This is a genomic window from Hamadaea tsunoensis DSM 44101, from assembly GCF_000428945.1.
In the GTDB taxonomy this organism is placed as follows: Bacteria; Actinomycetota; Actinomycetes; order Mycobacteriales; family Micromonosporaceae; genus Hamadaea; species Hamadaea tsunoensis.
The window spans coordinates 1-14880 of the sequence record NZ_AUAX01000045.1 but is presented as its reverse complement, the minus strand read 5'-3'; the positions used below and the strand labels follow the sequence as shown (position 1 = coordinate 14880).

The following is a 14880-nucleotide window of genomic DNA, read 5'->3' as shown; positions in this document are numbered from 1 at the left end:
GGGCATGTGCCGAAGCATCAAGACCCTGCGCCCGCCGTTCCAGGAGCTCGTGACCGAGGAGGACATCCGGGCAGCGGCCCTGCAGTACGTCCGCAAGATCTCGGGCTTCCGCGCGCCGGCCGCCCACAACGCCGAGGCGTTCGACGCCGCCGTTGCGGCGGTGACCCGGGCCACCGCCGAACTCCTGGGTTCCCTGCAGGTACGCGCCGGTCGTCAGCCCTCGTAGTTCTCGACCTGGACGGCCGGGCGCTCCTGCGCGTCGTCGGGGTTCTGGTGCGCCGAGGCCTTGGCCCGGCGCTGGCGCAGCAGGTCCCAGCTGCGGTCGAGCTCGACCTCGAGGGCGGCCAGCCGGGCCTGCTCCTCCTCGACGCTCAGCCGGCCCGCGCCCAGGTTCTGGCGCAGCAGGCGCTCCTCGGCCTCCAGCTCGTTGATGTGGGCGAGGATCTGGTCGTCGGTCATCTGCTTCGGGCTCTCGGCCATCAGGCACTCCTGTCGCGTTCTCAGCGTGGTCCCGCCACGCTGCTCAGTCTGCCAGGGGATGTGTTTCGCGTCATCCGATCTTGCGAGCGGGCCGGGGGGCGGAGGACGCTGGCGTGGTGAGTGAGGCGGCCGTGGCGGCACGCCCGGTCCGCAAATACCTGCGGTGGGCGTTCTACTTCGCCGCAGCCGCACTCGTGTACTTCGTACTCCGGGGCAAAGTTCCCGATCTCGGCGATGTCGTGCTCGCCGCGCACTCCGCCTCGACCGGCTGGATGGCCGTCGCCGCCCTCGCCGAACTCGCCTCCCTGGGCATGTTCGCCCGCCAGCAGCGGCGGTTGCTGAAGGCGTTCGGCGTACGCATGTCGATGCCGTTCTCGATGGCCCTCACGGTCAGCCGCTCGGCCATCGCGATCAGCCTGCCCGCGGGTTCGGCGGTCTCGGCCGGCTGGGCGTTCCAGCAGTTCCGGGCCAAGGGCGCGAGCAAGCCGGTCGCGATGGCGGTCATGATCCTCTCGGGGCTCATGTCGTTCGTCGGTCTCGGCGTGCTCTACCTGATCGGCGGCGCGGTCTCCGGGGTCGTGCCGATCAAGCTGCTGGCCGGGACCACGCTGGCCGCCGCGGTCGTCGTCGCGCTCGTGTGGCGCCTGTGGCGGCCCCGCCCCGGTACGCGTCTCGAACCGCTCGTCACCGCGGCCCACCAGATCGCACCGCGGCACTGGCTCGCGGCGCTGTACTTCGCGATCGTCAACTGGCTGTTCGACCTGATCTGCCTGGTGGCGGTGCTGCACGCGTTCCACGTCTCGCTGCCGGTGACGGCCGTCGCCGCGACCTACCTCGCCGTGCAGGTCATCCGGCAGATCCCGCTGACCCCGGGCGGCATCGGCGTCATCGAGACCGGCCTGCTCGCGGGTCTCGTCGGCGCCGGGGCCAGCAACGCCTCGGCGGCCGTGGCGGTGCTCGGGTACCGCGTCCTGTCGTGCTGGCTGATCATCCCGATCGGCCTCGTGGCCTGGGCGGGCATGCGCCGCCTCACCAGATCCGCGGCCCCCGGTCCGGCCACCGCCGAGACGACCGTGGACGCACCGGGCGAGGACGGAGCAGCCGAGGACGTGCTGGGCGTCGGCGCCGGGCTGGGCGCGGCCCCCGTCCCGGACGGACCGGTCCTCACGGTCGACCGCCGGCCGGCCGCCCTGGGCCTGGCCGCGGCCACCACCACGGAAGCCCCGTCCGCCGAGGTCGCCGGCCTCGGTGCGGCCCGGCACGAGCCCTCGGTGTGGGTGACCCAGATGTTCGCGACCCCGGCGGCGTTCTCGATGGCGGCGGTCCTGCCGACGTTCCCGATCCCGCCCACCGGCCCGGAACACGTCCGCACCCCGGCGCGCACCTGCCGCCGCCGCCGCCCCTGACGCCCCGCCCTCTCCCGCCCCGCCCCCTCTCGCCACGCCCCCACTCGCCACGCCCCCGCCCCGCCCCGGGGCCCCGGCCTTCTCGTACGATCTTGCGCGAATGTCCGGGCTATTCCGGCATAAGCCGCGAATTTTGGGACATTCGCGCAAGATCGTCGCACCTTGACGGGCGCACCCCGGACGATCGGACGGCGTCCGATCGAGGGGAGGGGGACGGTCAGTTGCCGTTCGTGAGGCGGCGGACCGGCGCCTTCCGCTTGATCGCGAGCGGCGTACCGGCGGCGGCACCGAGGATGTCCAGGAACTGGCGGCCCATCGTGGCCCGGGCCTGCACGGCCGGGTGCGTGGCACCGAAGTTCGCCGGGTCCGCCTGGCCGAACGAGAACATCGCGTAGGTCAGCGACGGCGCACCCGACGCGTCGAACACGATGCCCGCCTCGCCCCGGCCGCCGTCGTCGAACCAGCCCGCCTTGGTGGCGATCCGGGCCCGCTCGTCGCCCGACATCGTCCGGCGGATGCCGTCCGTGAACGCGATCGGCGAGCGCAGCACGGTGAGCAGGTACTCGGTCGACGAGGGGCTGAGGAGCGTACCGGCGGCGAGGGCCTGCAGGATGCCGTGGGTCGAGCGCGCGGTCGACGTGCCCAGGTAGAAGCGGTTCGGGTTGGCCACCGGCTGCACCTGCGTCAGCGGGAAGCCCTTGTCGACCAGGATCTGGTTGATCTCCAGCGCGGGCGCGACCAGTCCGCAGAGGCGTACGGCCGTGTCGTCGGAGACGGTGAGCAGGGCCGCGAGGGCGTGGCCGACCGTCACCAGGCTCGGGTACGCGCCGTCGAGCGAGAAGATGCCGTCGCCGCCCGGGATGACGATGGCCGAGCTGACCTCGATCTGCTGGTCGAGGCTGAGCAGGCCCCGGTCCACTTTGTCCAGTACCGCGGTGGCGACCGCGATCTTGTTGACGCTGTACGCCTCCACCACCACGTCGGCCGCGGTGTCCACGGCGGTCCGCACGACCCCGTCCGACCCGGCGACGGTGATGAAGGAGTTCCAGGTGCCCCCGGCGGCCGTGGCGGCGGTCCGGTACGCCCGGCCGATGGCAGTGGTGACTTTGTTGGTCGACGGGACAGGGGTGGTGGTCGTCCCAGCGGGCACGGTGCCCTCCTCTGCCAGAGCGGGTGAGGCCGTCCCGACGACGGCGGCTCCGGCTGCGACGCTACCCAACGCGAGGGCTGTCCGGCGGCTCAACTGAGCGGTCACGCGCTTCTCCTTTGGTTGTGAACCCCGTGAGGCGGCGGACCGGGCATGATCCAGCCCGCCATAGTCATGACGCCCCCCGGCCGGGAAACGTTGCATACTGGTGCGTGCGTAACGGAACCGAACTGGCGCAAGCCTTCCACGACCAGGTCGTCGCCCCGATCATCGAGCGGTACGCGTACGCGGCCGGCCGCCTGGGGTCCGGCTCGGACGTGCTGGGCACGGACGACGACCGCAGCCGGGATCACGACTGGGGCTGCCGGCTCACCATCCTCGTCGACGAACCCGATGCCGTGGCCGAGATCCGGGCGCTGCTCGACGAGCGGCTGCCCGACGAGTTCGACGGCCACCCCGTACGCTTCCCGGTCACGTGGGACCAGTCGGAGTCCCACCGGGTGTCCGTGGACACAGTGGACGATTTCGCGCGGGACCGGCTCACCCTGGATCCGCGTACGCCGTGGGGGCCGATCGACTGGCTGATGCTGACCGGGCAGGCCGTGCTGGAGGTGACCGCCGGGACCGTCTTCGTCGACGCCACCCAGGGGCTGGCCCCGCTGCGCGAGCGGCTCGCCTGGTACCCCGCCGAGGTCGAGTGTTACGTGGTCGCTTCGGCGTGGGCCCGGATCGGCGGGCGGCTGCCGATGCTCGGGCGGAGCGCGACGACCGGGCAGGAGACGCAGTCGCGCCTGATCAGCGCGCGGATCGGCGGCGATCTGATGCGGCTGGCGTACCTGCTGCACCGGAAATGGCCGCCGTACGCCAAGTGGCGCGAGAAGCTGCTGCCGGTCGAACTCGACCTGAGCGGCGTGTTCGCCGACGACTGGCGGGACCGGGAGGCCGCGATCTGCGCGGTGGCCGACCGGCTGAACGGCGCCCCGGCGACGGAACCCTTCTTCGACCGTCCGGTCCGGACGATCCGGGCCGATCTGGTCCAGCGGCACCGGGCCGGCATCCGCGATCCCCGGCTGCGCAGCCTGCCGGTGGACCTCGGCCCCATCGACCAGTGGGCCGACAGCGACAACGTGCTCAGCCAGCCCGAGAACCGGGCCGCGCTGCGCGCCGCGTACGCGTCGTGGGGTTCCCCTACCGCCGATAGGTGATCTCCCCTGCGGGACCCTTGACCGCCCCTTGCCCTGCTTCTGACAACCGTCGATACGGTTCTACGTTCCTTCCGGGCCCGTACACCGGCCGTTCACAGACGTGGACGCCAACCCCCTGACCCGGGCCCGGAAGAGGAACACGACATGTCACGCAGAGCCGTGGTCGCGGTCGCCGCGACCGCTGTGCTGACACTCGGCGGGGTGGGGCTGGCGCAGGCCACCACGACCGCCGCGCGGGAGGCGACCGTCGCGCCCCGCTTCCTGTCCGTCCAGCAGCGCGGGGAGGCGCTGCGGGTGGCCGGGAGCGAGGCGGCGCAGGTCGCGAAGGCGCTGGGGCTCGGTTCCCGGGAACGCCTGGTGGCCAAGGACGTGACCGTCGACTCGGACGGCAGCCGCCACGTTCGCTACGACCGCACCTACGCGGGCATCCCGGTGGTGGGCGGCGATCTCGTCGTGCACCGCGGGGCCGACGGCTCGATCCGCACGAGCGACTGGGCGTACGCCGGGTCGATCAATCTCGCCTCGGAGACGCCGAAGATCACGCGCCAGCAGGCCCTGGCCGCCGCTCCTGGCCACGCCCGGCACGGCCAGAAGCACCGCGGAACCCAGGCCGACCTGGTCGTGTACGCCGTGACCGGCGTGCCGCGGCTGGCGTACCGGTCCACTGTCGACGGTAGCGACGCGACCGGGCACCTGACCCGGGAGATGGTCGTGACCGACGCGGACAGCGGCTCGGTGATCGACAACTACGAGCTCATCCACGAGGTCACCGGCACCGGCAACAGCCTGCTGGTCGGCCAGGTCTCGCTCGACACCACCCAGTCGGGCGGCTCCTACACCATGACCGACCCGGTACGCGGCAACACGAAGATCTACGACTCGCACGGCGCCTCGGAGAACAGCCCGTCGTCGGGGGCGACCCTGTACACGGACTCCGACAACGTGTGGGGCAACGGCGCGAAGACCGACCGGGCGACGGCCGGCGTGGACGTGAACTACGGCCTGTCGAAGACCTGGGACTACTACAAGGCCACGTTCGGCCGCTCCGGCATCCGGGGCGACGGCGTGGGCGCCACCGCGTACGCGCACGTGGGCAGCAACCTGCTCAACGCGTACTGGCAGGACAGCTGCTTCTGCATGGTGTTCGGCGACGGCAACTCGTCCAACAGCAGCACCCCGGTGGTGTCGCTGGACGTGACCGGCCACGAGCTGACCCACGGTGTCACGTCGAACACGGCCGGGCTGCAGTACTCCGGCGAGTCCGGCGGCCTCAACGAGTCCATGAGCGACATCTTCGGCACGGTCGTGGAGTTCTACGCGAACAACTCGGCCGACCCCGGTGACTACTACATCGGCGAGAAGATCAACTGGTCGGTGGGCAACGCCGGCGCGCTGCGGCGGATGGACGACCCGACCCTCGACGGCGCCTCCAAGGGCTGCTGGTACTCGGGCGTCGGCAACCTCGACGTGCACTACTCGTCGGGCATCGGCAACCACTTCTTCTACCTGCTGTCCGAGGGCAGCGGCGCGAAGACGATCGGCGGCCGCTCGCACAACGGCGTCACCTGCAACAGCTCCACCGTCGCCGGCATCGGCCGGGACAAGGCGGCCGCGATCGAGTACCGGGCGCTGACGGTCTACATGACGTCGACGACCAACTACGCGAGCGCGCGTACGGCCACCCTCAACGCGGCCAAGGACCTGTACGGCGCGAGCAGCGTCGAGTACTGGCAGGTCTCGGTTGCGTGGGCGGCGGTCAGCGTCGGCTCGGCCCTGCCGTCCCCGACCGGCAGCGCGCAGCCGAGCACGAGCCCGTCGGCCAGCCCGCAGCCGAGCACCAGCCCGAGCACCAGCCCGACGAGCAGCCCGACCACGAGCCCGACGAGCAGCCCGCCGCCGAGCGGCAACGCGATCGTCAACGGCGGCTTCGAGTCGGGGACGACCGGCTGGACCGGCAACACCTACACGATTTCCAACGGCAGCTACGGCGGCACCGCGCACGGCGGCAGCTACTTCGCCTACTTGCTGGGTTACGGGTACGCGTACTCGGAGTCCATCTCCCAGACCGTCACCGTGCCGGCCGGCGGGACCCTGCGGTACTACCTCTCGGTGACCACCGCGGAGTCCGGCTCGACCGCGTACGACACCCTCAAGGTCCAGGTCAACGGGGTCACCAAGCAGACCTGGAGCAACGCCAACGCCGGTGGCGGCTACGTCCTGCGCTCGCTGGACCTGTCCGCGTACGCCGGCCAGACCGTCACCGTCAAGTTCCTCGGCACCGAGGACCAGTACCTCGCGACCGATTTCCTGCTCGATGACGTTTCTCTCGGCTGATCGACGCCGTCGAGGCCCGCGCGCGACCCGTAAGGTGGTCGCGCGCGGGCGCGATTCGCGGCAGACTTTGCCGGTGGCATCGATCTTCGTCGGGCGGGAGGACGAGCTGCGCCGTGGCCTGCGGCGCATCGCCGAAGGTGGCGGTGTCCTGCTGCGCGGGCCGGCCGGCATCGGCAAGTCCACCCTGCTCGCGGCGATCGCCCAGCACGCCGCGGCCGCCGGCGACCTGGTCCTGCGGACGCAGCCGACCGCCGCCGAGGCGGGCCTGCCCTATCTCGCCCTTCTCGACCTGCTCGGCCCGCTGTCCACCGAGCCCGCCGAGCTGCTCCCCGACCACCTGCGCCAGGCCCTCGACAGCGCGCTCCTGCGGGTCACCCCGGCCACCGCCACCGACGAGCTCGCGATCCGCGTCGCCGTGGTCGAGCTGCTGCGCGGGCTCGCGGCCCGCCGGCCGGTCCTGCTGGTCATCGACGACGCCCAGCTGGTCGATCCGGCCAGCGCCGCGGTTCTCGCCTTCGCCGCCCGCCGCCTGGAAAACTCCCGGGTACGCGTCATCGCCACCCAGCTGTCGGTCAACGAGCCCGAGTCCGGCGACGACCGGGCCGGACTGATCCCGGCACCGGTCGACGAGATCGTCCTGAGTGGACTGTCGGCCTCGGCCGTGGCCCAGGTCGTGCGGGCGCGCGTACCGGAGCCGCCGGTGAACGCGGTGCTCGACCGGATCTGCGCGGCCAGCGGCGGCAACCCGCTGTTCGCCCTGGAACTCGCGCGGGCCAGCCGGCCGACCGGCGGCGTCGACGACCTCGACCCGCTGCCCGTCCCGCACCGGCTGCGCGGCCTGCTCGCCGAGCGGCTGGGCGAGCTGCCGGCCGCCACCCGCCCGGTGCTGCTGCAGGTCGCCGCGGCGGCGAGACCGGGCCGGGAGCTGTTCCGCGAACGCGATCCGGGCCTGTCCGCCGCGCTGGCCTCGGGCATCCTCGTCGGCGAGCCCGACGGCGGCCTGCGTTTCCGCCACCCGCTGCTGGCCGAGCTGGTCTACGGCGACGCGCCGCCCCGCGCCCGGCAGGCCGCCCACGCCCGCCTCGCCGGGCTGGTCGCCGATCCGGTGGAACGCGCCCGGCATCAGGCACTCGCGACCACGAAACGGGATCCGGCCCTGGCCGACGAGATCGCCCACGCCGCCGAGCTGGCCGCCGGCCGGGGCGCCCCCGGCACGGCCGCGACGCTCAGCAGGCTCGCGGCAGCGCGTACGACGGATGAGGCTCTGGCCGTGCAGCGCCTGCTGGAGGCGGCGACGTACGCCGTGTCGGCGGGGTTGGGCGCGGCGGCCCGGGCCGACTGCGCCGCGATCCTGCGCACGGCGGACCCGGCCGCCCGGGTACGCGCCCGGCTGCTGCTCGCGGACCTGGAGGGGGCCGGCCCGCAGGCGGTGTACGAGCTGCTGGACGCGGCGTCGGTGGACGCGGCCGGCGACCTGGTCCTGACCGCCCGCGTGGCCCGGGTACGCGTCGAGACGATCGCGCGGGTCGGCGGCTTCCACGCGGCGGTCGCCGAGATGGACGAGGCGCTGCGGCTGGCCCGCGCCTGCGGCGACGTGGACGTGCTCATCGAGACGCTGGGCGTGCTGGTGCCCAACGAGATGCAGAGCGACACCGGCGGCACGCTGTCCGCGCTCGCGGAGGCCGCCCGGCTGGCCGAGGGCCGCCCGCTGAGCGACGCCATCGTCTGGGTACGCCAGGCGCAGACCGTCGTCCTGCTCCGCCGGGGCGACACGGCCGGTGCGATCGCCACCATCCAGCAGCTGCGGGCCGACGTCGAACGGGCGGGGCGTACGCGCGACCTCGGCCGGGTGCTCTACATCGCCGCGTCCACCTACGAGCGCGCGGGCCGCTGCCGGGACGCCGCCGACGCCGGGGCGCTGGCCGCCATGCTGTGGGCCGACATCGACCTGCCGCCCGCCGCGGGCCTCACGTTGCGCGGGGCCGCCGCCCTCAACACCGGCACGCTCGACGTCGCCATCGAGGCCCTGGAAACGGCCGCCGCCACCGCCGAGTCCACACAGGACCCGGAATGGGAGGCGTACGCGCACATCCTGTTCGGCCGCGTCGAGCTGATCCGCCGCCGCCCCGCCGAAGCCGCCCGGCGGCTGGCCCTCGGCCGGGACCTCCTGCGCGACCTGGGCTACCTGGATCCGGCGATGATCCTGTTCCACGCCGACCTCGCCGAAGCCCTCGTCCTGTCCGGCGAGTACGCGTCCGCCGCCGCCGTCCTGTCCGACGGCCGCCGGGAAGCCGAACGGCACGGGCGGCACATCGTCACGCTGGGGCTGGAACGCGTACAGACGCTGCTGGACGGGACCACCGGCGATCCGCGGGCAGCCGCCGAACGCCTCCGTACGCTGATGGCGCCGGGGCACGCGTACCCGTTGGAGATCGCGCGGTGCGGGCTGACGCTGGCCGCCCTGGAACGCCGGGCCCGCCGCCGCGCCGCCGCCCGGGCCGCGCTCGCCGACGCGGTCCGGATCTTCGAGGACGCGGGGTGCGCGCCCTGGCTGGTCCACACGCAGGAGGCGCTCGACCAGCTCGACCCCGCCGACGGTCCGATCGGCGACCTCGACCGCCGCCTCCTCGAACTCCTCCGCGACGGCGCCAGCAACCGGACCATCGCGACGTCGCTGCACCTGTCGGTGAAGGCCGTCGAGGCGAACCTGACCCGCCTGTACCGCCGGTTCGGGGTCAGCGGCCGCGCCGAACTGGCCCAACGCGAACCCTGACCGATCCCCCTCCCCCGCCCTGCCCGCGCCCGCCACTTCCGGCGATCTTGCGCGAATGTTCGGCACTCCGGTGGCTTGTGTGGGTCGCGTCGGCCGGGCGGTCCGCGTACGCCTGGCAGTTCCGGGGGTAGATCGGCCGATCGCCCCGCCGGCCTTGATCATGTCGCGCGTATATGTCGAAGTGGACCGCTCGGCCGTGATCATGTCACTCATATATGTTGCGGCGACCGGATTTCGACATATATAAGTGACATGATCAAGGCTGGTGGGCACTGCCCGCTGCCGGTCGGCGGCGAACACCGCACGCTTATGCGCCGGCGATTCGTGCCATGCACTGCCGTCTACCGTCGCCCGGATGAAACGGTGTCCCACGGCCCTTGGCCTTCAGGGTCTGGCTGCATGATCGAGGTGGGTTGCCGGTCGTGATACGAAGATCGAGGCGGGGTTCTGGTCGCCAGGACAGCCGGAACGCCACCTCGATCTTCGCCGCACGACCAGAAACCCACCTCGATCATCGCGGCGGTACGCGTCCGCGACGGAGCACCCACACATACGGGTGAAGAGCCGAATGTTCGGGCATTCCAGATACAACGTACGAAATTCGGGACATACGCGCAAGATCGTCGCAACAGTCCCTCGTGGACGGTGACCGGGCGACGGCGAAGGATGCGTCGCCCGCGAAACCTGGCAGTGGAGGCCTCGGAGCGCAGCGGAGGGGCCGGAGCGGTCTCCCGCGGGAGGAGCGGAGGTGAGATCGACGAACCCAGGACAAAAGATCTTAAAAAGGATCTTTAATGCGCCTTCACTGCTCGAGCTCTTGGAAGATCGTGAGGTGCAGTCCGGCCGGGCCGTCGAGCCGCGCGTTCAGCGACTTCCACGGCGTCTCCACCGGCGCGGCGACCACGGTCGCGCCCTCGTCCGCGAGGGAGTCGGTGACCGCCTCGGCGTCGGCGACCTCGAAGCAGACCCGGATCGGGCCCGCGACCCTCCGTCCTACCTCGACGGAGTCGATGTAGTCCGCGTGCCGGCGGTCGGCGATCTCCAACGTGGCCCGGCCGGCGTCCAGGATCGTGACGTGGCCGCCCTCGGAGCTGAACGCGGCCTCCTCTTCCAGACCCAGGACGTCCCGGTAGAAGCGGAGGGCGGCGTCGTAATCGTCGGCGGTGACGACGAGGCGGAGCTGGCGTACGCGCGATGTCATGGTCACCACGGTAGGCCGCCGCGGATTCAGGGGTTCCCGGGAGACCGACATCCATCGAAGATAGGTAAGGAGAGAATCCCATATCCTAGTACTCCCATAGGATATGGTGACATTGAGCGCTCGCCCTGCTAGGGTCGGAAGTACCCCTAACGAGGAGGCGTTGGTCTCATGACCCTCACGGCCGAACCTGACGCCGGGCTCAGCCCGGCAGGCATCGACCCTCACCTCTTTCTGAACCTGCTGCGGCGGCACGCGAGCGCCGTCACCGTCGTCACCGCGCCACCCACCGCCGGGCTGCCGCAGGTGGGCTTCACGGCGACCTCCTTCACCTCCGTGTCGCTGCGGCCGCAGATCGTCTCCTTCTGCCTCGACCGCGACTCGACCAGCTGGCCGACGGTGGAGCGGGCGCCGCACGTCGCCGTGCACGTCCTCGCCGCCGGGCAGCGGGCGCTGGCGCGCAACTTCGCGACCCGCGGGATCGACCGGTTCGCCGACACCGCCACGTGGCGCCGTGGCCCGTACGGAATGCCGCTGCTGCAAGGGGTCGCGGCCACGCTGGTGGCCGAGGTGATCGACCGGGTCCATGTCGGCGACCACGCGATCGTGCTCGCCCGGCCGATCACCGGCCACCACACGAACGCCGCGCCGCTGCTCTACCACGACGGCGGCTACCACCGGATCGGCGAGGCCGACGCGTGACCAGTGCCGTCGCGGCCGCGCTCGCCCTCGACACCGCGGCCCAGGACCTGCTGTTCCGGGCCGCGCGTACGGCCAACAGCTTCACCGACGAGCCCGTCGGGCCCGAACACGTCCAGGCGATCCACGACCTGATCCGCTCGGGGCCGACGGCGTACAACAGCCAGCCGCTGCGGGTTCTGCTCGTCCGCAGCGCGGCCGCGCGGACCCGGTTGCTGCCGCACCTGTCCAGCGGCAACCGCGACAAGACCGCGACCGCGCCGCTCGTCGCGATCCTCGCCGCCGATCCGGGCTTCCCCGCCGAGCTTCCCACCCTGTTCCCGCACAAGCCCTGGGTCAAGGACTACTACACCGAGCAGTCGGTGGCCGAGGCCCAGGCCCGCTTCAACGCCACACTCCAGGCCGGCTACTTCATTCTCGGCGTACGCGCTGCCGGGCTGGCCGCGGGACCGATGGCCGGATTCGACAACGCCGGGGTGGACGGCGAGTTCTTCGCCGAGTCGGGCTGGCGGTCCCTGCTGGTCGTCAACATCGGCCGGCCGGGACCGGACGCCTGGAGCGAACGCCTCCCACGCTGGGAGTACGCCGATGTAGTCGCTGAAGTATGACGGCTGGACGTGGCAGCCTAGGCTTAGGACCCGAGTTCTGGTCGGAAGACCGGGCCCCGAGCTGAGGAAGTGCTCATGAAATATGCGATCGGTGCCGTTTGTCTGGTTCTGATCCTGGTCGTCATCGTCGGCTGGCTGGTCTCGATCTACAACGGGCTCGTCCGGGCGCGCAACGGGTACAAGAACGCGTTCGCGCAGATCGACGTGCAGCTGACCCGGCGCCACGACCTGATCCCGAACCTCGTCGAGACGGCCAAGGGTTACATCAAGCACGAGCGCGAGACGCTGGAAGCAGTGATCGCCGCGCGTACGGGTGCGGTCACCGCGCAGGCCGCCGCGACCGCGAATCCGGGCGACCCGGCCGCGATGCAGCAGCTCGGCGGGGCCGAGAACATGCTGACGCAGACCCTGGGCCGACTGTTCGCCGTCGCCGAGGCGTACCCCGACCTCAAGGCGAACCAGAACATGATGCAGCTGTCGGAGGAGCTCACCTCGACCGAGAACCGCGTCGCGTTCGCGCGGCAGGCGTACAACGACTCGGTCATGGGCTACAACAACAAGCGCGAGGTGTTCCCGTCCAGCATGGTCGCCGGGATGTTCGGCTTCACGCCGGCCGCCCTGTTCGAGACCGAGGACCCGGCCGCCCGCCAGGCGCCGAAGGTCCAGTTCTAAGCGATGGATTTCTTCGCACGCCAGCAGCGCGTACGCCGGATGTCGGCGCGGCTCGTGCTGCTCTTCGTCGCCGCCGTCATCGGCATCGTCCTGGTCGTGGACATCGTCGCCGTCGTGGCCTTCCGCGCGTACGACGATCCTGCGCAACTGGCGGGCACCGCCGTCACCGTGAGCGTGCTGACCGCCGCGGCGATCGGGCTGGCCAGCCTCTTCCGGACCGCGAGCCTGCGCGGCGGCGGCGGGAAGGTCGCCCTGGAGCTCGGCGGCGTGCTCGTGCCCCAGGACACGACGGACCCGCAGCTGCGCCGGCTGCGCAATGTGGTCGAGGAGATCGCGATCGCCTCCGGCGTCGCGGTACCCGAGGTGTACCTGCTGCCCAACGAGGACGGCATCAACGCCTTCGCGGCCGGCTGGTCGCCGTCAGACGCGGCGGTCGCGGTCACCCGCGGCACCCTGGAGCGGCTCAACCGCGACGAACTGCAGGGCGTGATCGCCCACGAGTTCAGCCACGTCGTCAACGGCGACATGCGCCTGAACATCCGGCTCATGGGCCTGCTGTTCGGCATCCTGTTCCTGACCGTCGTCGGCCGCTGGATGCTCCAGTTCGGCTTCCTGAGCGGCGGCAACCGCAACCGCGACAACAAGGACGGCGGCGGCAACCCGTTGCCGTTCATCGGCATCGCGCTCCTGGTCGCCGGATTCATCGGCGTCATCGCCGGGCAGATCATCCAGGCGTCGGTGTCACGGCAGCGCGAGTACCTCGCCGACGCCTCGGCCGTGCAGTTCACCCGGCAGACCGCCGGCATCGCCGGCGCGTTGAAGAAGATCGCCGGCCTCACCGAGGGCTCGCAGATCAAGAGCGCCCGCCGGGACGAGGTCGGCCACATGCTCTTCGGCTCCGGCCACAAGGCGAGCTCGCTGTTCGCCACGCACCCGCCGCTGCTGGACCGGATCAAGGTGCTCGAACCGTCGTTCGACCCGGGCCAGCTGGACAACCTGTCCCGGCAGTGGGCCGCGAGCCCGCCGTCGGGCCTGGCCGAGGACGTGGCGCTCGGCTTCGCGTCCGCGCCGGCCCAGCCCGTCCCCGCCCAGCCCCGCCCGGTACGCGTCGACTCGGCCGGCGTCGTCGGCCAGATCGCGGCGCCGACGAACGAGGCGTACCAGCGGGCGTCGGAGATCCTGGGCGAGATTCCGGACGCGGTGCTGGACCGGGCGCGGTCCACCGCGACGGCGGCGCCGGTGCTGCTCGGCCTGATGCTGGCGGCCGACCCCGAGGCGCGCGCGGCGCAGCACGCGGTGCTCGCCCAGCACGCCGGTCAGCGGCTGGCCGAAGCGGCCTGGCACGAGGGCGGCGTCCTCGCCGCGCTCGACCCGCAACTGCGGCTGCCGCTGGCGCAGATCGCCTTCCCGGCTCTGCGCGGGCTGCCCCGCGAACAGCAGGAGGCGTTCCTGCAGAACGTCTTCGCGATGATCCACGCCGACGGCCGGATCACCGCCTTCGAGTACTGCCTGTCCCGGCTGCTGCTGTCGGACCTGCAGGACGCCGTACGCCCGAAGTCGCAGTGGCGCATGGGATCCCGCTCGATCGCGGAGTCCGTGCCGGCCGTCTCGACCCTCCTCGCCGTGCTGGCGGCCGAGGGCGCTTCGTCCGCCGAGGACGCGTCGGCCGCGTACGCCGCCGGTGCCGCCGTGGCGCTGCCCGGACAGCCCGCCGCCTACACGCCGCCGCGTGGTGTCGTGGAACTCGAAGCGGTCTGGGACCGGCTCGACGCCCTCGCCCCGGCGGAGAAGTCGCTGGTCGTCCAGGCGGCGGTGGCGGTCATCGGCCAGGACGGCCGGTTGACGGTGGCCGAGTCGGAACTCCTCCGCACGGTCTGCTCGCTCCTGCACGCGCCGCTCCCACCCCTGACCGCCCTCTCCCCCTCCTGACCCTTCCCACTTTTTCGACCCCCACTTCTCGACGATCTTGCGCGAATGTACTGGCATTCCGGGCAATTGCCCCGGTGGTTTCAACCGGTGGGTGCAAGTAGGAGTTGGTTGAGGCGTTCGGTGGGGGTGTCCCAGTCGAGGGTTTGGCGTGGTCGCCGGTTGAGTTGGTCGGCGACCACGTCGAGGCCGGCTTGGTCGATGGTGCGGAAGTCGAAGCGGCCGCGGGGGAAGTAGTCGCGTAGTAGGCCGTTGGTGTTTTCGTTGGTGCCGCGTTGCCAGGGTGAGTGCGGGTCGCAGATGTAGACCCGGCAGTCGGTGGCGAGTTGGATGTGGTGGTGTTCGGCCATTTCGACGCCTTGGTCCCAGGTCACTGTTTTGGTCAGGTGTTCGGGCAGGCGGCGGAACAGGTCGCGGATGACGGTGAGGACT

The 14880-nt window shown here is 71.6% G+C and carries 13 protein-coding genes; 9 read left to right on the top strand and 4 right to left on the bottom strand.

Annotated features, from left to right (window positions below):
* The first annotated feature begins 4 nt into the window (after positions 1 to 4).
* Entirely contained in the window at positions 5 to 226 is a 222-nt protein-coding gene (locus G401_RS0137250; protein WP_027346486.1) for a DUF2277 family protein, read from the top strand.
* Here the strand turns inward: G401_RS0137250 and G401_RS0137245 are convergent.
* Positions 214 to 480 carry a DUF2630 family protein gene (locus G401_RS0137245; protein ID WP_034594283.1) on the bottom strand — a complete coding sequence of 89 codons (267 nt, stop codon included), beginning with the start codon at positions 478 to 480 and terminating at the stop codon, positions 214 to 216. The two genes, G401_RS0137250 and G401_RS0137245, sit on opposite strands and share 13 nt — an antisense overlap.
* A gap of 116 nt (positions 481 to 596) precedes the next feature.
* Here G401_RS0137245 and G401_RS51080 point away from each other — a divergent pair, with 116 nt between their 5' ends.
* Positions 597 to 1886, top strand: a complete 1290-nt coding sequence (locus G401_RS51080) for a lysylphosphatidylglycerol synthase transmembrane domain-containing protein (RefSeq protein ID WP_157546745.1) — start codon at positions 597 to 599, stop codon at positions 1884 to 1886.
* A 217-nt stretch (positions 1887 to 2103) separates the two neighbouring features.
* Here the strand turns inward: G401_RS51080 and G401_RS0137235 are convergent, their stop codons facing one another.
* Positions 2104 to 3141: a serine hydrolase gene (locus tag G401_RS0137235; RefSeq protein WP_027346484.1), complete on the bottom strand. Its 1038-nt coding sequence runs from the start codon at positions 3139 to 3141 to the stop codon at positions 2104 to 2106.
* A 104-nt stretch (positions 3142 to 3245) separates the two neighbouring features.
* On the opposite strand from G401_RS0137235, the gene G401_RS0137230 reads away from it, so the two are divergent.
* The 3 genes from G401_RS0137230 (at position 3246) to G401_RS0137220 (ending at position 9345) form a co-directional block, all read left to right on the top strand.
* A complete protein-coding gene (locus G401_RS0137230; protein WP_027346483.1) occupies positions 3246 to 4238 on the top strand; it encodes a DUF4037 domain-containing protein in 993 nt (330 codons plus the stop codon).
* Positions 4239 to 4382: 144 nt separating this feature from the next.
* A complete protein-coding gene (locus tag G401_RS0137225) occupies positions 4383 to 6572 on the top strand; it encodes a M4 family metallopeptidase (protein WP_027346482.1) in 2190 nt (729 codons plus the stop codon).
* A gap of 73 nt (positions 6573 to 6645) precedes the next feature.
* Complete coding sequence (locus G401_RS0137220) at positions 6646 to 9345, top strand: AAA family ATPase (RefSeq protein ID WP_034594292.1); 2700 nt, start codon at positions 6646 to 6648, stop codon at positions 9343 to 9345.
* A gap of 802 nt (positions 9346 to 10147) precedes the next feature.
* Here G401_RS0137220 and G401_RS0137215 read toward each other — a convergent pair.
* Positions 10148 to 10546, bottom strand: coding sequence for a VOC family protein (locus G401_RS0137215; RefSeq protein ID WP_027346480.1), 399 nt, complete (start codon positions 10544 to 10546; stop codon positions 10148 to 10150).
* A gap of 168 nt (positions 10547 to 10714) precedes the next feature.
* Here G401_RS0137215 and G401_RS0137210 point away from each other — a divergent pair, with 168 nt between their 5' ends.
* From G401_RS0137210 to G401_RS0137195, 4 genes are all read left to right on the top strand, one after another.
* Positions 10715 to 11245: a flavin reductase family protein gene (locus tag G401_RS0137210; protein WP_027346479.1), complete on the top strand. Its 531-nt coding sequence runs from the start codon at positions 10715 to 10717 to the stop codon at positions 11243 to 11245.
* Positions 11242 to 11850 (top strand): malonic semialdehyde reductase, encoded by a 609-nt coding sequence (locus tag G401_RS0137205; RefSeq protein WP_027346478.1) that lies wholly within the window; start codon positions 11242 to 11244, stop codon positions 11848 to 11850. The genes G401_RS0137210 and G401_RS0137205 overlap by 4 nt, the downstream gene beginning before the upstream one ends.
* A gap of 75 nt (positions 11851 to 11925) precedes the next feature.
* On the top strand, positions 11926 to 12522 hold the full coding sequence (locus tag G401_RS0137200) for a LemA family protein (RefSeq protein ID WP_211240955.1): 597 nt from the start codon (positions 11926 to 11928) through the stop codon (positions 12520 to 12522).
* 3 nt (positions 12523 to 12525) lie between these two features.
* Positions 12526 to 14451, top strand: a complete 1926-nt coding sequence (locus G401_RS0137195; RefSeq protein WP_027346476.1) for a M48 family metallopeptidase — start codon at positions 12526 to 12528, stop codon at positions 14449 to 14451.
* A gap of 80 nt (positions 14452 to 14531) precedes the next feature.
* Here the strand turns inward: G401_RS0137195 and G401_RS0137190 are convergent.
* Positions 14532 to 14880 (bottom strand): IS30 family transposase (locus G401_RS0137190; protein WP_027346475.1); only part of this gene is annotated, 349 nt, incomplete at its 5' end.

What these genes read in the sequence shown, in the direction of transcription:
- G401_RS0137250 (WP_027346486.1), top strand. Translation starts at nt 5, where the DNA reads ATGTGCCGAAGCATCAAGACCCTGCGCCCGCCGTTCCAGGAGCTCGTG.
- G401_RS0137245 (WP_034594283.1), bottom strand. Translation starts at nt 480, where the DNA reads ATGGCCGAGAGCCCGAAGCAGATGACCGACGACCAGATCCTCGCCCAC.
- G401_RS0137225 (WP_027346482.1), top strand. Translation starts at nt 4,383, where the DNA reads ATGTCACGCAGAGCCGTGGTCGCGGTCGCCGCGACCGCTGTGCTGACA.
- G401_RS0137215 (WP_027346480.1), bottom strand. Translation starts at nt 10,546, where the DNA reads ATGACATCGCGCGTACGCCAGCTCCGCCTCGTCGTCACCGCCGACGAT.
- G401_RS0137210 (WP_027346479.1), top strand. Translation starts at nt 10,715, where the DNA reads ATGACCCTCACGGCCGAACCTGACGCCGGGCTCAGCCCGGCAGGCATC.
- G401_RS0137200 (WP_211240955.1), top strand. Translation starts at nt 11,926, where the DNA reads ATGAAATATGCGATCGGTGCCGTTTGTCTGGTTCTGATCCTGGTCGTC.
- G401_RS0137195 (WP_027346476.1), top strand. Translation starts at nt 12,526, where the DNA reads ATGGATTTCTTCGCACGCCAGCAGCGCGTACGCCGGATGTCGGCGCGG.